The sequence below is a fragment of the Pseudoduganella sp. R-31 genome, from assembly GCF_049913235.1.
In the GTDB taxonomy this organism is placed as follows: Bacteria; Pseudomonadota; Gammaproteobacteria; order Burkholderiales; family Burkholderiaceae_D; genus Rugamonas.
Window position 1 is genome coordinate 1,294,975 of record NZ_CP183986.1, and the last position, 19,750, is coordinate 1,314,724.

Here is a 19,750-nt window from a genome sequence, read left to right on the forward strand (position 1 = left end):
TAACCGACTGGAGGAGAATAAATGGAATACCAGGACCTGCTCGTAGAAGTTCACGACAAAGTGGCGCTGATCCGCCTGAACCGTCCCAAGGCCCTCAACGCCCTGAACGACAATATGATGAATGAGCTGGGCGAGGCTTTCGCCAAGTTCGAAAAAGACCCGGCGATCCACGTGATCGTACTGACCGGCAGCGAAAAGGCCTTTGCCGCCGGCGCAGACATCGCTGCGATGAAGGATTACACCTACCAGGACACCCACCGCGACAACTATATTGGGCGCAACTGGGAGCACATCCTGAAAGTGCGCAAGCCGGTGATCGGCGCCGTGGCCGGCTTCGCGCTGGGTGGCGGTTGCGAACTGGCCATGATGTGCGATTTCCTGGTTGCAGCCGACACCGCCAAGTTCGGCCAGCCTGAAATCAAGGTCGGCGTTACTCCGGGCGCCGGCGGCACCCAGCGCCTGCCGCGCACCATTGGTAAGGCGAAAGCGATGGATATGCTGCTGACCACCCGCATGATCGATGCGGCCGAAGCGGAGCGCATTGGCCTGGTCTCGCGCGTAGTCCCGGCCGACAAGCTGATCGAATCCGTGCTGGAGATCGCCCAGGGCATCGCCCAGATGCCGGTTTCCGTCGCCATGCAAATCAAGGACTGCGTGAACCGCGCCTTTGAGACCACGTTGTCGGAAGGCGTGAATTACGAGCGCCGCCTGTTCCACGCAGGCTTCGGCACGCCGGCCCAGCGCGAAGGCATGTATGCCTTCCTCGAAAAGCGCTTGCCAAACTTCGAGGGGCTTTGATATAGTTCGGTCCCTCGCAACGCAGCGTACTTAACGCAACGAAGCGAGAGAAGAAAAAGAGGGGTTGACGAGTTGCACGCTGTACCGCATAATCTCGCTTCTCTGCTGCTGACAAACACAACGCTTTGTCAACGATAAGGCAGCGATCTTTAAAAATCAACAGTCGATAAGTGTGGGCGTTTGACGATATGCCCGAGCCTTCGGGCTCGATGCTCAAAATATACGTTATAACGCTCGCACAAAATTAAACGTAAATCTCTTTATGAGATTTCGTCAGTATTTTGAGTGAGTGACCTGCCGCAGAAATGCGGCAAAAACAGAGATTGAACTGAAGAGTTTGATCCTGGCTCAGATTGAACGCTGGCGGCATGCTTTACACATGCAAGTCGAACGGCAGCGCGGGCTTCGGCCTGGCGGCGAGTGGCGAACGGGTGAGTAATATATCGGAACGTACCCAAGAGTGGGGGATAACGTAGCGAAAGTTACGCTAATACCGCATACGATCTAAGGATGAAAGCAGGGGACCGCAAGGCCTTGTGCTCCTGGAGCGGCCGATATCTGATTAGCTAGTTGGTGAGGTAAAGGCTCACCAAGGCAACGATCAGTAGCTGGTCTGAGAGGACGACCAGCCACACTGGAACTGAGACACGGTCCAGACTCCTACGGGAGGCAGCAGTGGGGAATTTTGGACAATGGGGGCAACCCTGATCCAGCAATGCCGCGTGAGTGAAGAAGGCCTTCGGGTTGTAAAGCTCTTTTGTCAGGGAAGAAAAGGGTCTGGCTAATATCCAGATCTGCTGACGGTACCTGAAGAATAAGCACCGGCTAACTACGTGCCAGCAGCCGCGGTAATACGTAGGGTGCAAGCGTTAATCGGAATTACTGGGCGTAAAGCGTGCGCAGGCGGTTTCGTAAGTCTGTCGTGAAATCCCCGGGCTTAACCTGGGAATGGCGATGGAGACTGCGAGGCTAGAGTTTGGCAGAGGGGGGTAGAATTCCACGTGTAGCAGTGAAATGCGTAGAGATGTGGAGGAACACCGATGGCGAAGGCAGCCCCCTGGGTCAAAACTGACGCTCATGCACGAAAGCGTGGGGAGCAAACAGGATTAGATACCCTGGTAGTCCACGCCCTAAACGATGTCTACTAGTTGTTGGGTCTTAATTGACTTAGTAACGCAGCTAACGCGTGAAGTAGACCGCCTGGGGAGTACGGTCGCAAGATTAAAACTCAAAGGAATTGACGGGGACCCGCACAAGCGGTGGATGATGTGGATTAATTCGATGCAACGCGAAAAACCTTACCTACCCTTGACATGGCAGGAATCCTGGAGAGATCCGGGAGTGCTCGAAAGAGAACCTGCACACAGGTGCTGCATGGCTGTCGTCAGCTCGTGTCGTGAGATGTTGGGTTAAGTCCCGCAACGAGCGCAACCCTTGTCATTAGTTGCTACGCAAGAGCACTCTAATGAGACTGCCGGTGACAAACCGGAGGAAGGTGGGGATGACGTCAAGTCCTCATGGCCCTTATGGGTAGGGCTTCACACGTCATACAATGGTACATACAGAGGGCCGCCAACCCGCGAGGGGGAGCTAATCCCAGAAAGTGTATCGTAGTCCGGATTGTAGTCTGCAACTCGACTACATGAAGTTGGAATCGCTAGTAATCGCGGATCAGCATGTCGCGGTGAATACGTTCCCGGGTCTTGTACACACCGCCCGTCACACCATGGGAGCGGGTTTTACCAGAAGTAGGTAGCTTAACCGCAAGGAGGGCGCTTACCACGGTAGGATTCGTGACTGGGGTGAAGTCGTAACAAGGTAGCCGTATCGGAAGGTGCGGCTGGATCACCTCCTTTCTAGAGTCGGCATCAGACTCAAACGTTCACACTTATCGACTGTTGTAATACGAAGAACAGCAATGTTGGGGCTGTAGCTCAGCTGGTTAGAGCACCGTGTTGATAACGCGGGGGTCGTTGGTTCGAGCCCAACCAGCCCTACCAAACCAATGGGGGATTAGCTCAGCTGGGAGAGCACCTGCTTTGCAAGCAGGGGGTCGTCGGTTCGATCCCGTCATCCTCCACCAAGTTTTCAAACGTAAGCGTAGCCGCTTAGGTTTGAACGCTTAAATGTTCATCGTTCTTTAACAATCTGGAAGAAGTAAAAGTTTTATTAAGCGATATCGAAAGATATTACTTAGGGTAGTAGTAAAACTCATCAAACACAGTAGTAAGTGCTTGAACCTGTAGCCGTCAAGGTTATAGGGACAAGTGAATAAGTGCACATGGCGGATGCCTTGGCGATTACAGGCGATGAAGGACGTAGAAGTCTGCGATAAGCTTCGGGGAGCTGACAAACAAGCTTTGATCCGAAGATTTCCGAATGGGGAAACCCGGCCTTATAGGTCATCACTCACTGAATACATAGGTGTGTGAAGCGAACGCGGCGAACTGAAACATCTAAGTAGCTGCAGGAAAAGAAATCAACCGAGATTCCCAAAGTAGTGGCGAGCGAAATGGGAAGAGCCTGTACGTGATAGTCGTTTGGATAATGGAACAGATTGGAAACTCTGGCCATAGCGGGTGATAGCCCCGTACATGAAATCCAAGCGGTGGTACTAAGCGTACGACAAGTAGGGCGGGACACGAGAAATCCTGTCTGAACATGGGGGGACCATCCTCCAAGGCTAAATACTCGTAATCGACCGATAGTGAACCAGTACCGTGAGGGAAAGGCGAAAAGAACCCCGGGAGGGGAGTGAAATAGATCCTGAAACCGTGTGCATACAAACAGTCGGAGCCTCGTAAGGGGTGACGGCGTACCTTTTGTATAATGGGTCAGCGACTTACATTCAGTGGCGAGGTTAACCAGATAGGGGAGCCGTAGAGAAATCGAGTCCGAACAGGGCGCCAGTCGCTGGGTGTAGACCCGAAACCAAGTGATCTATCCATGGCCAGGTTGAAGGTGCGGTAACACGCACTGGAGGACCGAACCCACTAATGTTGAAAAATTAGGGGATGAGCTGTGGATAGGGGTGAAAGGCTAAACAAACTTGGAAATAGCTGGTTCTCTCCGAAAACTATTTAGGTAGTGCCTCAAGTATCACCGACGGGGGTAGAGCACTGTTATGGCTAGGGGGTCATCGCGACTTACCAAACCATTGCAAACTCCGAATACCGTTGAGTGCGAGCTTGGGAGACAGACATCGGGTGCTAACGTCCGGTGTCAAGAGGGAAACAACCCAGACCGCCAGCTAAGGTCCCAAAGATTGGCTAAGTGGAAAACGAAGTGGGAAGGCTAAAACAGTCAGGATGTTGGCTTAGAAGCAGCCATCATTTAAAGAAAGCGTAATAGCTCACTGATCGAGTCGTCCTGCGCGGAAGATGTAACGGGGCTAAGCCAGTCACCGAAGCTGCGGATATCCGCAAGGATATGGTAGGAGAGCGTTCTGTAAGCCTGCGAAGGTGTCTTGTAAAGGATGCTGGAGGTATCAGAAGTGCGAATGCTGACATGAGTAGCGATAATGCGGGTGAAAAGCCCGCACGCCGTAAGCCCAAGGTTTCCTGTTCAACGTTCATCGGAGCAGGGTGAGTCGGCCCCTAAGGCGAGGCAGAGATGCGTAGCTGATGGGAAGCAGGTTAATATTCCTGCACCGTCGTATGATGCGATGGGGGGACGGATCGCGGAAGGTTGTCTGCCTGTTGGAATAGGCAGTTTCTGGTTCATAGAAGGCGCTTAGGCAAATCCGGGCGCGTAATTCAAGGGACTGGGACGAGCGAGCTTGCTCGCGAAGCAATCGGAAGTGGTTCCAAGAAAAGCCTCTAAGCTTCAGTCATACGAGACCGTACCGCAAACCGACACAGGTGGGCGAGATGAGTATTCTAAGGCGCTTGAGAGAACTCGGGAGAAGGAACTCGGCAAATTGGTACCGTAACTTCGGGATAAGGTACGCCTCGGTAGCTTGACCACTTTACTGTGGAAGGGCGAAAAGGTTGCAATAAACTGGTGGCTGCGACTGTTTAATAAAAACACAGCACTCTGCAAACACGAAAGTGGACGTATAGGGTGTGACGCCTGCCCGGTGCTGGAAGATTAAATGATGGGGTGCAAGCTCTTGATTGAAGTCCCAGTAAACGGCGGCCGTAACTATAACGGTCCTAAGGTAGCGAAATTCCTTGTCGGGTAAGTTCCGACCTGCACGAATGGCGTAACGATGGCCACACTGTCTCCTCCCGAGACTCAGCGAAGTTGAAGTGTTTGTGATGATGCAATCTACCCGCGGCTAGACGGAAAGACCCCATGAACCTTTACTGTAGCTTTGCATTGGACTTTGAACCAATCTGTGTAGGATAGGTGGGAGGCTTTGAAGTAGGGACGCCAGTTCCTATGGAGCCATCCTTGAAATACCACCCTGGTTTGTTTGAGGTTCTAACCTTGGTCCGTAATCCGGATCGGGGACAGTGCATGGTAGGCAGTTTGACTGGGGCGGTCTCCTCCCAAACGGTAACGGAGGAGTTCGAAGGTACGCTAGGTACGGTCGGACATCGTGCTAATAGTGCAATGGCATAAGCGTGCTTAACTGCGAGACCGACAAGTCGAGCAGGTACGAAAGTAGGACATAGTGATCCGGTGGTTCTGTATGGAAGGGCCATCGCTCAACGGATAAAAGGTACTCTGGGGATAACAGGCTGATTCCTCCCAAGAGTTCATATCGACGGGGGAGTTTGGCACCTCGATGTCGGCTCATCACATCCTGGGGCTGTAGCCGGTCCCAAGGGTATGGCTGTTCGCCATTTAAAGTGGTACGTGAGCTGGGTTTAAAACGTCGTGAGACAGTTTGGTCCCTATCTGCCGTGGGCGTTGGAAATTTGAAGGGGGCTGCTCCTAGTACGAGAGGACCGGAGTGGACGAACCTCTGGTGTACCGGTTGTCACGCCAGTGGCATTGCCGGGTAGCTAAGTTCGGAAGAGATAACCGCTGAAAGCATCTAAGCGGGAAACTTGCCTTAAGATGAGATTTCCCGGAGCCTTGAGCTCCTTGAAGGGTCGTTCGAGACCAGGACGTTGATAGGTCAGGTGTGGAAGTGCAGTAATGCATTAAGCTAACTGATACTAATTGCCCGTACGGCTTGTCCCTATAACCTTGACGGTTATGTAGCACTTACCGTGTTTGAGAACACTACCCCAACTTTACTTCTTCCACGATTGTTGACAAGTCATGCCTGATGACCATAGCAAGTCGGTCCCACCCCTTCCCATCCCGAACAGGACCGTGAAACGACTCTGCGCCGATGATAGTGCTGCAACCAGTGTGAAAGTAGGTTATCGTCAGGCTCTTATTAGAAAAGCCCGCCAGGCATGAATGCCGGCGGGCTTTTTGCTTTTCTACTTCAGGCTCCCGCATGCAGCGTCAGTGTGAACTCGACGCCGCCAGCCACATTGCGCACAGCTACTGTGCCGCCCATCTTGGCCATATAAGTCTTGACGACGAACAGGCCTTGGCCGCGATTGGCGCCTTCTTCCTGGCCCGATACGCCATACTCGAATACCTTGTCGATCAGCGCCGGCGCGATCGAGGCGCCTTTGTTATGGATTGCCAGGCTGGCTGTGCGCTGGTCTGACGTCAACGTCATCGTGATCGGGGTGCCCGGCGTTCGGTGGCGGTTAGCGTTGTTCAAGATGTGGGTCACCACATCTTCCAGCGAATAAGGATCGGCGCGAACCATGGCGGGCGTTCCGCCCTGGTAGCTTACGTCGGCAATGCCGACACAAGGTGCGTTGGCTGCCACATCGCGCAGGAAGGCGTCGAGGTCCAGGGTTTCCAGCTGCAGGGTGGTCGACTGAAATGCCTCGCTGGGTGATGCTTGTCCATAAAGTACACGTACTGCCTGCTGCATGCGGTGAATATAGCGCCCACTTGGGTCATGCTCGCCACCGTGCAGCGCCATCAGCGACTGTAGCGGCGACATGATTTCGTGGCCGACTGCGTGCCACATGTCTCGCTCCTGCTCGGCGCGAATCGCTTCCTTCTCCACGTCCTCGCGCACTCGCCGCAGCAGGTCGTGCAGGCAGTTGGCCAGCACACCCAATTCGTCGCGGCCGCGCAGGTCGGACAAGTCAAATTCATCGAGCGCTCCGGCAGTCTTGACTGAGCGTGCTACTTTGTCGGCGCGTTTGGTCAGGATGCTGATTGGGCGGATGATGCCAGCTTCCACTACAAGCCAAGCCACCAGCAATGCACCAAGGATGGCGCCGACAAACCAGGACACACGGGTGGCCACCACGCTCAAGGTGTCGCTGACGCTGCGCGCATCTCCGCTCAATTCAATTTCGAAATTGCCAAGCGGTGTAGGCACGCTGGCGTGGGTTTGCAGTGCCTTGACGGTGGTGTCGACTGGCAGGTGGCGCACCAGGGTAAGCAGGGCGTGCCAGCTCTGGTCGCCACTGCTGCTGGCTGCCGAAAGGGTCAACACTTCCTTGCCTTGCTCGGTGCGGATGCGCAGGGTTTCACCTGGCAAAAGCAGCGACTGCAGGTCGCGCAGGGAAAACAGCGGCGTGGCCTGGTCGCGTGTCGTGTCCAGCAGCGCAGGGCCATCGCCTGGCGGCAGTACTGCCAAGTCAACGTTGATGTTGGCCAAGTCCGCTGGCGGCCAGGCTGGCCGGGGCTTGGCAAAAAGGGCGTCTTGCAGCACCCCGACCGGCAGCCGGACAGAGAAGAACGTGCTGTGCGCGCAGCCAGGCGTGCCTTCAGGTGCGCAAATCGGGCTTTGCCAGATCCAGCCGCGGAAATCCTTGACCGGACGGGCATGCGGCTGGCCTGCATCGGCCGCTGTGTAGCCGGTCAGGCGGCCGCGTATGCCGCCGTTTGCCGGGTCGCCGGTCTGTTCGAAAGGAGCGATCCAGTGGTACTCCTGGCCACGCAAGCTTACCTTCACGTCGACGCGGTGAGCCCCTTCGATTGACTCTTCGCGTATCGGGTGGGCCGCAAGCAGTGGAGCATGGAAGGTCCCGGCGACGTAGATAAAGCCGCCTGCCCAGGGATTGTTCCCGATGCCGACACAAAGCGTGCCCTTGTCGCTGCGCGGTGCAGCGCAGCCGGCCATGGAGATCGCTTGCTGCACCTTGGCCTGGTCGTCGAAATCCAATGCGGCATAAGGCAACAGTACCGGATGAAGGCCGGGGTTCTGACCCACAGTTGGATTCAGCAGGGCGAGCTGCCCGGTTGGATGGCGCAGCGTAGCGGCGATCTGCTCGCGTGTCTTGTGGAAGGAGTGCTCGTAAGCCTGGTAGCTGAGCTGCTTCTCCTGCTGCAGCACGGATACCGCCAGGCCGACTGTGGCGACTCCCAGTAGCGGAAAGGCCATGCGCAATACGATGCGCAGTCGGTATGGCGTCAGCAGGGAAATGGGGTTCATGCCTGGTCGGTCCAGCGGAAACCGCGCATCGGGATGTTCTCGATGCACTCGAAGTCCGGATCGATTTCGCGGAAGGCGTCGCGAATGGTGCTCACATGCTTGCGGATATTGTCGCGGTTGCGCCCACTTTTCACCACTTCAAACAGGTCTTCGTAGGACACCACCTGGCCGCGCCGCTCGAACAGTGCTGAGAGGATGCGCTGCGCCGTCAGCGGCAGGTTGATGCGTTGTCCGCGCCAGGTGGGCGTGCGCTGGCGCAGCGGATCCATCGCAAGCTCGCTGGCCGGGGCGGCGGGCTTGCTGTCTTTTGCAGCGCGCAGGATCTCCAGGAAGGTTTCGATGAAGTCGGCTTCTTCGAAAGTGGTTTTTTGCAGGTAATCCCAGGCGTCCAGCGCTTTCATGATCGAGCGGTAGATAGCTGCCGGCATGGCCGACACCACCAACACCGGCGTCGCATGGCGCTTGTTGATGGCGTTGATGACGGCGACGCCGGCGTGGCGCTCGCGTCCCAGTTCAATGTCCAGTACCACCAGGTCATAGCGTTCACGGGCGATGGCTGCCTCGGCGTCGTCGCGGTTGAACCACTGGTCGACCTGGATGCCGGGGCGGGCCGCGGCAATCCAGCCGGCAAGCTGGTTGCTGGTGGGGAGATCGTCTTCAATGATGGCTACGCGTGTCATGCAGGAAGTATTACCCAAAAGCCCGGCCGCCGGCGTGAATTTTTCTTCACAGGCCGGAAGGGAGTGGGCAGGCGGCAGCATTGAACGTTCGCGGCCTGCGGCCGGAAGATTGCTGCACCGGCGCGGTGCCGGGCCAACCAACCAGAAAGGCAATCATCATGAACAACCGGATCAGTACGATGCTGCAGGCGATTCGCTCGACGCTCGGCCGTGCTGCCAGCAGCATTCATTTCCCTTCCGGCGCCCGCAAGGGCGTCGTGCTGCTCGCCGTGACCGGCGCCGCCGCTTACGGTTTGTACCAAGTCCCTCCAATGCGCACGGTTGGCCGCGGCGAAGTGGCGGTGCGTACCAACCACCTGACCGGCGATACGTCGATTGTGCGCGAAGGCCTGGCGCTGGACCTGCCCGGCATCCATGAATTGCGCCTGCTGTCGCTGCGCGACCAGACCTATCGCCCGGCTGCTGCCGGCGAGACGCCCTTCCAGTCCGGGGAAGGCCTGTCTCTGGGCCTGGACATGTCCGTGCGCTATGGCCTGGACCAGGCCCGCCTTGAGCAATTCGCATCCAAACTGCCGGCCGATATCTCGCGCGACGTGGTAGCGCCCGATGTCGAAGGCGTGATCTACAAGATACTGACGCGCTACACGGTGCGTGAAATCTTCTCTTCCAAGCGCGCCGAAATCCAGCAGGCCATCGAGGCTGAACTGAAGCCCAAGCTGGCTGCTGACGGCCTTGTGCTGCGCAGCGTCACCATCGGCAAGGTCGTGTTGCCGGAAGACTTCAAGGCCGGCATGGAGAAACTGCTGGCCGAAGAGCTGGCGTCAGAAAAAATGCGCTACACGTTGGAACTGAAAGAAAAGCAGGTGCGCCAGACCGCGCTCGAAGCCGAGGCTGAAAAAGTGGCGCGCGAAAAGGCCGCCGAAGCTGCCGCTTCCGAACAGGTGATCGCCGCCAGGGCCCAGGAAGAAGCCATGCGCCACGTGCTGCCGTTCAAGGAAAAGCAAGTCAAGCAACGTGAACTGGAGGCAGAGGCTGAAAAGACGGCCCGCATCAAGACTTCGGAGGGCAATGCCCAGGCCCGCATCATCGAAGCTGCCGGCGAAGCGGATTCGCGCCGCAAGCTGGCCGACGCCGAAGCCTATCGCCAGGAACTGGTGGGCAAGATCGCCAGCGCCCAGATGGAGCGCGACGGCGAGCTGCTGAGCAAGCATCCGCTGCTGATCCAGAAGACCATGGCCGATAAGCTGTCGGACAAGGTGTCGGTCATCATCGCGCCGCCGCCGGCCGATGGCGGCTTCATTGGCTCGACGCTGGTGGGTGCGCCGAAGACCGCGCACGCCGAGCGTATTGCTGCCACCGCTGGAGAATAAGCATGGCCGCCTCAATGCTTGCCGCCACCCTGGCCTTGGCCATCGTCGCCCAGGACCAACTCCCGCTGCGTGCGGCGCCGCGCGAATCAGCCCAGGCCCAGGCCGTGCTGTGGCAGGGCGACGCGCTGGAAGTGCGCGGCACCCGCGGCGATTTCCTGCAGGTGTACGACCATCGCCGCGAGCGGGCCGGCTATGTGCGCGCGAGCCGCGTGCGGCAAGTCGGCTTGCAGCCTGCTGCCGCGCCGGAGCTGCTGTCGGTGCTGCGCTTCCTGCGCGATACGCCGGGTTCCGAGGCGCTGGGCATCAGCTACGGTGCTGCCTACCTGAAGGCCGCCGCACCGCAAGCCATCGATGCTGAACCGTTTGATGCGATCGGCAGCATGGCGGAGCGGCTGGCGGCGCGTGCTTCTTCCAAACTGGCGCCGCAGGCCGAGACGGCGCTGGCCGCCCACCTGGAAGTGGTGGCCAGCTATGGCGTGGCGATGCGCAGCTACGAGAATGACGGCAAGATGCGGGTCTGCTACGACGGCGACGCTTTTCGCCGCGTGCTGGCGGTCGCCGCCAGTGCCGAGCAACGCTACCGCGCGGCGCTGGCGTTGAGCAACGGCGCCTGCATCGATCCAGCGCTGGGCGTCGTGCAGCGCGCCGAGCATGACCGCTGGCGCGCCGAACTGCTCTCCACGGTGGACCTGGCGCGCCTGCCGGAACACATGAAGAACCGCATCCATATGCGGCGCGCGGCAGTCTGGTCGAGCGTGGCGTTCCAGCGCGCGCGCAAGGGCGAGGATGCGTCGCAGGCAGCCGGCCGCGCGGAGCAGGCGCTGGCGGCAGTCAACAAGTCGGAACTGGCGGACGAAGACAATGCTGCGTATGCGGAAGCCGGCGTGCGGGTCGGCGCGGTGCGCTGGGCGCTGGAACCCACCCCGGCGCCGGCGCAGGGCAAGACGGCGCCCCAGCTGGCAGTGACTTCCGCCGCGGGCCGGCCGGGCGAAACTTGCGTCAGCTTGCAAGGCGGCGGCAAGCAGCTCGCGAGCCGCTGTACCTGGGGTGTGGCGTGGATGGCGTCGGCGCGCGTACATCCGCAAGGCACGGCGTTGGCATTGGCGGTGCAGCCGCTCGATGGCTGGCGCGAAATGTGGCTGTTTCGCCGCCAGGGCGAGAGTTGGGTGATCGACGTGCTGCCGCCGGCCTCCAGCGATCCGGACATCGGCTACGCGGAATTCGCGGGCTGGGTGCCGGGCACCGCCAAGATGCTGGCGGCGCGGGAAGTGCGCGCCGAGGGCAAGTTCCGCCGCAGCTTCGAGCTGCTGGACATGGCCACGCTGGCAACTGAACGCGGCGCCGACAGGCCGGAATCGCTGTCCACTTTCTACAAGTGGCAGGACCCGGCCTGGAAACGCCAGACGGTCAGCCTGCGCTGATTACTGCGGACGGTAAGTCACCTTCAGGTTATAGGTCCCGGCGCTGTAGCCGTTCAACATGACGTAGACGTCGCCATTGGCCGTGACACTGGTGCTGCAGGTCTCGGTCGCAGTGGAGCCGTCCGACTTGCAGCTGTAGCTGCTGGTGGTCGGCAGCGAACCTTTGCGGACATACAGGTCGATGTCGCCGGTGCCAGTGGTTTCAGCCTTGAAGGTGCCAACGCCTGCCTTGAACGGGCCGAAGGTTTTCTTCTGGTTCAGGGTCAGGCTGCCGCTGAAGGTTTCGACCGTGTCCGGCTGAACGATGACAGGACCGTCGCTGCCAAGTTCCACCGCAAAAGCGGCAGCCAGCTTGGCGAACTTCAGCGCATGGTCGGCCTGGTTGCCTGAATTGGCGTAGGTGTCGTTGGACGTATGGATGTAGGGGTTATCTTCACCCATCAGCGTTTCGAACGGTATCGAGGCCGGGAAGCCCTGATTCTGCCAGGAGGCATGGTCGGAGCAAGCGTAACCGCAGGAGCTGTAGCCCACGGTGACGCTCGGCTGGTAGGTCGACATCAGCGAGGCCAGGAATGTGTTCTGCTGGCTGTCCGTGTAGTCGGTGTAGATCCAGACGTCCTTGGCCGAACCGCGGTAGTTGGTCATATCCAGCTGCAGCACGCCGACCACGTTGACGTTGTTGGCCTTGAAGTTCGCCGCGATATCCTTGGAGCCGAGCAGGCCGGCTTCTTCCGCCGCATAACCCATGATCTTGATGGTACGGCGCGGCTTGTAGCCGGCGGCGATCATGGCGCGCACCGCTTCGGTCAGGCTGGCGATGCCGGAAGCGTCATCGTCGGCGCCGGGCGAGCGTGAGGTCTCGCCATTGCCGCTCATGTTGATGCTATCCAGGTGGCCGCCCATGACAATGACTTCGGAAGCATTGTCAGTGCCGTTGATGGTCATGATCACGGACTTCTGGTTATAGCCCGAGTGCGTGTACTGGCTCACGCTGATGTCGCTGCGGCCTGCAGCCATGCTGGTCCACTTCTGCGCCAGCCAGTTGGAGGCATTGGCGCCATTGGTGGTGCGGTAGTAGCGGTTCGCGAAGTTCGACATGTCGATGATAGTCTGCGCAATGTTCGAGGCCTGCATCGTCGGCAGAATCCCGTTGACGGCGGTCTGGTTATCGATGGCGTAGCTTGGGCGGCTGACGGCCAATGCCAGCGGCTGCACGGTGCCTGCCTTGACCAACGCCTGGCGGCCTTCCTCCTCACTGGCATGCACGATGAAACCACCGCAGCGCTTCAATTCCTTGTGGATGGCGGCCGACAGTTTCAGCATGGTTTCTTCGTCGATTTGCACCAGATGGACTTTCTCCTTGCCCTGGCCTTGCTTGCTCTGCTTCGCAACGGCTTGCGGCGCGGCGGCTTGCAACTTGGCGTAAGCGGCGTCGCCGAGGGTAATCCAGGTGGGGGCTGCATTTGCTGCGCTGGCTGCAAAGAGTCCTGCGGCCAGTACGACTGGGGTGAATCTCTTCATGTCTGCTCCTTTGCGCAAAAAAAAATGCACCCGGGGCGGGTGCATTTGTCAAAAATCTTAGCAGATTATTGGTTTCGCACGATTGTGTACCAATTTGATTTGCCTCAACTGTCGCAGAAATGCCGCGCACATCATGGAAGCGTGCACTTTTCTGACGGGGGAGGCAGACCATGAAAGCGCAACTGCTGGCCGCATGTGCGGCCATATTCCTCACTGCCTGCAGTGGCAAGGGCAGTAACGGCGGCACGCCGGCACCACAGTTTGCCGCGGAAGTCACCCGTACCAGCTATGGCGTGGCGCATATCCAGGCCAAGGATTTCGCAGGCGTCGGCTATGGCCTGGCCTATTCTTTTGCCGAAGACAATATCTGCATGTTGGCCGACAGCTTCCTGACGGTGCGCGGCGAGCGCTCGCGCTACTTCGGACCGGATGCCCACGCGACAAAGCCCCTCAACGGCGAATATGGCGCCGCCCTTGATTTCATGGATTTGCGCAACGAAGATAGCGACTTCTTTTTCAAAGGCTACCTGGATATCGAGAAGCTACGGGCCGGCTATGCCGCCGGTTCGAGCGAAATCCAGCAACTGCTGCGCGGCTATGCCGCCGGCTACAACCGCTATCTGCGCGAGCATGGTGCGCGCCTGCCCGAGGCCTGCAGGAATGCGGCCTGGGTCAAGCCGATCAGCTTTGACGACGTGATGCTCCTGATCGCGGAGAAGGCATTGCATGCCACGGGTGAAGTGTTTGCCGCCGAAATCGTGGCCGCAGCGCGCGATGTAGGCGGCAACGTTACCCTGGCTTTGCAGGAAGGCCCGGTGGATGCGCCACCATCGGGCGAGCCGTACGTCATGCCAACCCAGGGCGCGATGGCCAGCAACGCACTGGCAATCGGCAGGGAAGCCAGCAGCAACGGCCGCGGCATCCTGTTGGGGAATCCACATTATCCATGGACCAGCACCGACCGTTTCTACCAGCTGCACGTCACGGTGCCGGGCAGCTACGATGCAATGGGCGTGAGCCTGGGCGGCCTGCCGCTGGTGGTCATCGGCTTCAACAAGGACCTGGCCTGGACCCATACCGTGACCAAGGCGGTGCATTTCACCACTTTCCGCCTGCCCCGCGACGGCGCCGATCCCATGCGCTACGTGATCGACGGCGTGCCGCAATGGCTGGAGACCCGCACGGCGGCAATCGATGTGCTGCAGCCGGATGGCAGCTTGCTGAAAAAGAGCAAAGCCTTCTACTTCAGCAAACTGGGCGCCGTGCTGGCGGTGCCTGGCAGTCCGCAGGGGCAGGGCGGCCTGCTGGTGCTGGGCGACCCAAATCGCAACAACACGCGCTTGATGGAGCAATGGCTCGCCATCGGTCGCGCCAGCAGCGTGCAGGACTTGCAAAAACAGCTCGGGCGGCTGGTCGGCCTGCCTTGGGTGAACACGGTGGCCGCAGACAGGAACGGCGGTGCTTTCTATGCCGATGCCAGCGTCGTGCCGCACCAGGGCGCCGATCAGTTCAGCGGCGATTGCCTGTTGCTGGCGACACTGCTGATGTTCGACGGGGCGCGCTCATCCTGCGCCTGGGGGCACGATGACGATGGCACGCCGGACGGCATATTCGGCGGCGCCAATGCACCAAGCATGCTGCGCGCAGACTATGTGGCAAATTCCAACGACGGCTATTGGGTCACCAATGCGCGGCAATTGCTGGTCGGGCCGACGCCGCTTGGGTATTCTCCCTTGTATGGCCCTGTGGGTGTGGCGCAGCACCTGCGCACGCGCAGCGGCTTTATCGGCATCGAGGACATGCTGGCGCAGCGCGGCCATGTCGGGCAGGAGGACCTGCAGGCGCTGATGTTCGCCAATCGCGTGCTGGCGGCGGAACTGGTGCTGCCGGAACTGGTCCCGGCCTGCATGGCCAGTACCGACGACTTGCTGCTGCAAGCTTGCACCGCGCTGGCGACATGGGACCGCAAGGCGGAGCTGGACAGCCGCGGCGCCGTGCTGTTCCGCGAATTCTGGAACAGCGCCGCCAAGCTGCCGGCGATATGGTCGCAGGCATTCGATGCAACCGATCCGCTGCACTCGCCGCGCGGCGTGGCGCCGGCAGCAATACCTGCCATGCTGGCGGCGCTGAAGGACGCCGCTGTGCGATTGCGGCAGCTTGGCGTGCCGTTTGACGGGCGCCTGGCCGATTTCCAGGTAGAGCCGCGCAACGGCCAGCGCTTCCCCATCCACGGCGCGATTGGCGATATCGACGGCAGTTACAACTCCATCCATATGGCCGGCGTGCTGGGAACTTCGGGCTACGAGCGGGTGACCTGGGGCACCAGCTATATCCACCTGGTCAGCTTCGACGAAGATGGGCCGCAGGCGCGCGGCCTGCTGGTCTACGGGCAGTCCACCGACCCGCGCTCGGCGCATTATGCCGACCAGCTGCCGCTTTACGCCGAAAAGCGCCTGCCCCTGCTGCCCTTCACGGCAGCCGCCATCGCCGCCGACCCGGCGCGCCGCGTCAGGCAATTGCGAGAATAGTGACTTAGTGCAACTCCGCACACCGGGCTTGCCAGTCACCGGGCATGGGCATACGATGGGCGCATGAGCCCACAGCGCATCGAGCCGCCGGCGCTGCTCTTCATCGAGGGCGACCTCACGATCCGGCGCGTGCAGGAAATGAAGGACGTGCTCCTGGCACGCCTTGCCCAGTCACAGGCGCTGGAAGTGGACCTGGCTGGCGTGACGGAGATCGACACGGCCGGCGCCCAGCTGTTGCTGATGGCGCGCCGCGCCGCTCAAGCCAGCCGGAAGGAGCTGCGGCTGGTCGCGCACAGTCCCGCTGTCGTCGCGCTGTTCGAGCTGCTGCGCATCCAATAGGAAGGCACCCCCATGGACCTGGACGAGGGCTTGCTGGCGTTTGTCACCGAGGCGGGGGAGTTGCTGGCCGAGATGGAAGCCGGCTTGCTGAAGCTGGGCGAGCCTGCCGTGCAGGAGGAAGCCGTCAATGCCATTTTTCGCGCGGCTCACACCATCAAGGGAACGGCGGGACTGTTTGGACTGGATTACGTCGTGCTGTTCACGCATGCAGTGGAAAGCGTGCTGGAAGAAGTGCGCAACGGTGCCCAACCGCTCGATGGCGAACTGGTAGCGCTGCTGCTGGAATGCGCCGACCAGATTGGCGCGATGGTGCGCGATGTCGAGCGAGGCGGACGGGGCGAGCTGGGCGAACGGTGCCGCCCGCAGCTCGATGCACTGCATGCCTATCTTGCCCCGGCGCCCGCCCTGTTGCCGATGGCGGCGTCCTTCGGCGCCGCGGCCGATATTGGTGAAAGCGGCCGCTGGCTGGTGTCGCTGGAGTTCGGGCGCGATGTCTTCCGGCAGGGCATGGACCCGGCTTCCTTCATCGCCTATCTCGGCCGCCTGGGGCGAATCGTGGCGCTGGCCACGGTCGATGGCGGTTTGCCCCCGCCGGGGCAGATGGACCCGCAAAGCTGCTACCTTGGTTTCGAGATCGTGCTGGAAACGGCGGCAAACGCCGAACAAATCAGCAAGGTGTTCGAGTTCCTGCACGATGAATGTATTTTGCGGCTTCTGCCGCCCGGCAGCGGCAATGAGGACTTCCAGCGCCTGGCCAATATCTTGCCGCTGCACGGCGCCGCCATCGCGGAAGTGCTGCAGGCCAGCGCCCTCGGGACGGTGGCGCCGCCGGTTGCAGCGCCACCGGCGGCGCCTGGCGTTGCCGCAGCAGCGGCGGGGCCGCGAGAAAGCCGTACCATCCGCGTCGACGCCGAGCGTCTCGGCCAGCTGATTACGCTGGTGGGAGAGTTGATCATTGCCAGCGCACGCACCCAGATGATAGGCGGCCGCTTCAAGGACGCCGACCTGCAGGACAGTACTTCCGCGCTGGCTGGCCTGGTGGAGCAGGTGCGCGACAGCGCCCTGCAATTGCGCATGGTGAAGATCGGCGCCACGTTCAACCGTTTCCAGCGGGTGGTGCACGATGTGGCGCGCGAAATCGGCAAGGATATTCGCCTGGTCCTGGGCGGCGAGGACGTGGAGCTGGACAAGACGCTGGTGGAGCGCATCGGCGACCCGCTGACCCACCTGGTGCGCAACGCCATCGACCACGGCATAGAGGCGCCCGAAGTACGGCGCCTGCGTGGCAAGCCTTTGCAGGGGACCGTGTTCCTGAACGCCTTTCACGACTCGGGCAGCATCGTGATCGAAGTCGGCGACGATGGCGGCGGCCTGCAGCGCGAACGCATCATTGCCAGCGCCATCGAGCGCGGCCTGCTCGGTCCGGAGCAAAGACCCGGCGACAGCGAAGTGTTCGCGCTGATATTCGAGCCGGGCTTCTCGACCGCCAGTGCGGTGACCAGCCTGTCGGGGCGTGGCGTCGGGATGGATGTGGTCAAGCGCAATATCGAAGCGCTGCGCGGCAGCATCGCCATCGACAGCGAAGCTGGCCGCGGCACCACGGTACGGGTGCGCTTGCCGCTGACGCTGGCCATCATGGACTGCATGCTGGTGACGGTTGGCAGCTCGCGCTTCGCCATCCCGCTCGGCACGATCGAGGAATGCGTGGAGCATGAGCGTGGGGAACGGCGCGGCTTCGTCGACTTGCGCGGCGAGGTGCTGCCAACGGTGGCCCTGCGCCGGTTATTTCGCCTGCAAGGCGTAGCTCCCTGCCGCGAAAGCGTGCTGGTGGTGCGGCACGCCGGCCAGCGCGCCGGGCTGGTCGTCGATAGCCTGCAGGGACAATGCCAGGCGGTGATCAAGCCCCTCAGCCCAGTGTTCAGCGCCATCTCCTGCCTCAGCGGGTCGACCGTGCTGGGCAGCGGCGACGTGGCATTGATCCTGGACATACCGGCCCTGCTCAAGCAACTGCAGGCAAGGCAAGCTGGAAACCTGGCGGCATAGGAGCACGACGATGCGGCGAAAACTGACGGTGGGTATGCGCCTTGGCTTGCTGGTCGGGGTGCTGGTGATGATGATGGCGGGCATCGGCTACGCCGGCATGCGCGGCATTGAGTTCAGCAATGCCCGCCTGAAAACAACTTATGAGGACCGGACGGTGGCATTGATCTACCTTGGCAAGGTCAATGAATACATGCTGCGCACCCGCCACCGCATGGTGATGACCGCCGCGGCCGCCAGCCCGGCCGAGGTGGAGGCTGCCCAGCAGGGCGATGCCTCGCACCAGGAGTTGATCCGCAAGAACTGGAGCGCGTACATGGCTACCTCGCTGACGCAGCAGGAGCAGCAGCTGGCGGCGCAGTACACGGTAGCCTGGAGCGGCTGGCAGAACATGCGCAGCGCCATCATCCAGAAGGCGCGCGCCGGCAAGCATAAGGATGCGCTGGAGGATGCGCGCGGCGCCGACGTGCAGTTCCGCGCCGTGCTGGCAGCCATGGGCAAACTGATCGACTTGCAGGAGCGGGTAGCGCGCGAAGAATACGAGTCGGCCATGGCGCAGGCCAAGGCCACCATGCGCACCAACGCCATGCTGTTGGGCGGCGGCCTGCTGGCGGGCATCGTGCTGTCGGTGTGGATGATACGGGGCCTGTTGCGCCAACTGGGCGGCGAGCCGGATTACGCGGCCCACATCGTGCAGGAGGTCGCCGAGGGCAACCTGGCAGTGCAAATCAAGCTGCGGAAAGGGGACAAGGCCAGCCTGCTCGCGTCCATGAAACAGATGGTCGACAAGCTGTCCGGCGTCGCCTCGGAAGTGAGCAACGGTGCGCTGGCGCTTGCAGCGGCGTCGGAGCAAGTCAGCGCCACGGCGCAATCCCTGTCGCAGGCGGCCAGCCAGCAAGCGGCCAGCGTGGAGGAAACCAGCGCTTCGGTGGAAGAAATGAGCGCCTCCATCGGCCAGAACACGGACAATGCGCGCCTGACCGACACTACTGCCTCCAGGGCGGCTGGCGAGGCGGGAGAAAGCGGCGAGGCGGTGCGCAGCACGGTGAGCGCCATGCGCGATATCGCCAAACGCATCGTGATCATTGACGATATCGCTTACCAGACCAATTTGCTGGCGCTGAATGCCGCCATCGAAGCGGCGCGCGCCGGCGAGCATGGGCGGGGCTTTGCCGTTGTCGCGGCGGAAGTGCGCAAGCTGGCGGAGCGCAGCCAGGTGGCGGCGCAGGAAATCGGCGACCTGGCCAGCGGCAGCGTACAGGTGGCGGAACGGGCCGGCGGCCTGCTCGACGCCATGGTGCCGGCCATCCAGCAGACTTCGCGCCTGGTGCAGGAAATCGCCGCCGCTTCGATCGAACAGGCGACGGGGGTGGGCCAGATCAACATGGCAATGGGGCAGTTGAACCAGTCGACGCAGCAGAATGCCGCCGGAGCGGAGGAGCTGGCGTCCACCGCAGAAGAAATGAGCAGCCAGGCGGAGGAGTTGCAGCAGCTGGTGCGCTTCTTCCGCGTCGCCCATGACGAAGCGCCGCGCCGCACTGTTGAGACGAAGCCCCCGGCCGGCCAGCGGGCGCCGCAGCGCCGGCTGGCGCGGGTGCCGCCGCTGGATGAAAGCAACTTCACGCGATTCTGAGGGCAGGGC

General features: G+C 60.9%; 10 protein-coding genes, 2 tRNA genes and 3 rRNA genes. 12 read left to right on the forward strand and 3 right to left on the reverse strand.

Annotation, left to right across the window (positions count from 1 at the left end; translation table 11 throughout):
- Positions 1–21: 21 nt before the first annotated feature.
- The 6 genes from ACN9MY_RS05960 to rrf all read left to right on the forward strand — a co-directional run bounded on the left by ACN9MY_RS05960 (position 22) and on the right by rrf (position 6,128).
- Positions 22–798: an enoyl-CoA hydratase gene (locus ACN9MY_RS05960; protein WP_426168456.1), complete on the forward strand. Its 777-nt coding sequence runs from the start codon at positions 22–24 to the stop codon at positions 796–798.
- 325 nt (positions 799–1,123) lie between these two features.
- Positions 1,124–2,654 (forward strand): 16S ribosomal RNA (locus ACN9MY_RS05965).
- A gap of 67 nt (positions 2,655–2,721) precedes the next feature.
- Positions 2,722–2,798, forward strand: a tRNA-Ile gene (locus ACN9MY_RS05970).
- Between the two features lie 7 nt (positions 2,799–2,805).
- Positions 2,806–2,881, forward strand: a tRNA-Ala gene (locus tag ACN9MY_RS05975).
- A gap of 178 nt (positions 2,882–3,059) precedes the next feature.
- Positions 3,060–5,931, forward strand: a 23S ribosomal RNA gene (locus ACN9MY_RS05980).
- A gap of 84 nt (positions 5,932–6,015) precedes the next feature.
- Positions 6,016–6,128: ribosomal RNA gene (rrf, locus tag ACN9MY_RS05985) — 5S ribosomal RNA — on the forward strand.
- The 16S, 23S and 5S rRNA genes sit together here with 2 tRNA genes alongside, the layout of an rRNA operon.
- A gap of 56 nt (positions 6,129–6,184) precedes the next feature.
- On the opposite strand, the gene ACN9MY_RS05990 is transcribed toward rrf, so the two are convergent.
- Together ACN9MY_RS05990 and ACN9MY_RS05995 are read right to left on the reverse strand one after the other, a co-directional pair.
- Positions 6,185–8,209: a sensor histidine kinase gene (locus tag ACN9MY_RS05990; protein WP_426168459.1), complete on the reverse strand. Its 2,025-nt coding sequence runs from the start codon at positions 8,207–8,209 to the stop codon at positions 6,185–6,187.
- Positions 8,206–8,889, reverse strand: coding sequence for a response regulator transcription factor (locus ACN9MY_RS05995; RefSeq protein WP_426321141.1), 684 nt, complete (start codon positions 8,887–8,889; stop codon positions 8,206–8,208). Before ACN9MY_RS05995 ends, ACN9MY_RS05990 begins: the two co-directional genes overlap by 4 nt.
- 158 nt (positions 8,890–9,047) lie before the next feature.
- Here ACN9MY_RS05995 and ACN9MY_RS06000 point away from each other — a divergent pair, with 158 nt between their 5' ends.
- Both ACN9MY_RS06000 and ACN9MY_RS06005 read left to right on the forward strand, forming a co-directional pair.
- Positions 9,048–10,259 (forward strand): SPFH domain-containing protein, encoded by a 1,212-nt coding sequence (locus ACN9MY_RS06000; protein WP_426321143.1) that lies wholly within the window; start codon positions 9,048–9,050, stop codon positions 10,257–10,259.
- Between the two features lie 2 nt (positions 10,260–10,261).
- On the forward strand, positions 10,262–11,680 hold the full coding sequence (locus tag ACN9MY_RS06005) for a hypothetical protein (RefSeq protein WP_426321145.1): 1,419 nt from the start codon (positions 10,262–10,264) through the stop codon (positions 11,678–11,680).
- Here ACN9MY_RS06005 and ACN9MY_RS06010 read toward each other — a convergent pair whose 3' ends face one another.
- Positions 11,681–13,201 (reverse strand): M20/M25/M40 family metallo-hydrolase, encoded by a 1,521-nt coding sequence (locus ACN9MY_RS06010; protein WP_426168470.1) that lies wholly within the window; start codon positions 13,199–13,201, stop codon positions 11,681–11,683.
- Positions 13,202–13,371: 170 nt separating this feature from the next.
- On the opposite strand from ACN9MY_RS06010, the gene ACN9MY_RS06015 reads away from it, so the two are divergent.
- The 4 genes from ACN9MY_RS06015 to ACN9MY_RS06030 all read left to right on the forward strand — a co-directional run bounded on the left by ACN9MY_RS06015 (position 13,372) and on the right by ACN9MY_RS06030 (position 19,741).
- The gene (locus ACN9MY_RS06015; protein WP_426336970.1) at positions 13,372–15,729 is read left to right on the forward strand and encodes a penicillin acylase family protein; all 2,358 of its coding nucleotides are present in this window, start codon (positions 13,372–13,374) and stop codon (positions 15,727–15,729) included.
- A 63-nt stretch (positions 15,730–15,792) separates the two neighbouring features.
- Positions 15,793–16,068, forward strand: coding sequence for an STAS domain-containing protein (locus ACN9MY_RS06020; protein WP_426168475.1), 276 nt, complete (start codon positions 15,793–15,795; stop codon positions 16,066–16,068).
- A gap of 12 nt (positions 16,069–16,080) precedes the next feature.
- The gene (locus ACN9MY_RS06025; RefSeq protein WP_426168478.1) at positions 16,081–18,111 is read left to right on the forward strand and encodes a chemotaxis protein CheA; all 2,031 of its coding nucleotides are present in this window, start codon (positions 16,081–16,083) and stop codon (positions 18,109–18,111) included.
- A 10-nt stretch (positions 18,112–18,121) separates the two neighbouring features.
- The gene (locus ACN9MY_RS06030) at positions 18,122–19,741 is read left to right on the forward strand and encodes a methyl-accepting chemotaxis protein (protein ID WP_426168480.1); all 1,620 of its coding nucleotides are present in this window, start codon (positions 18,122–18,124) and stop codon (positions 19,739–19,741) included.
- The last annotated feature ends 9 nt before the right edge of the window (positions 19,742–19,750 follow it).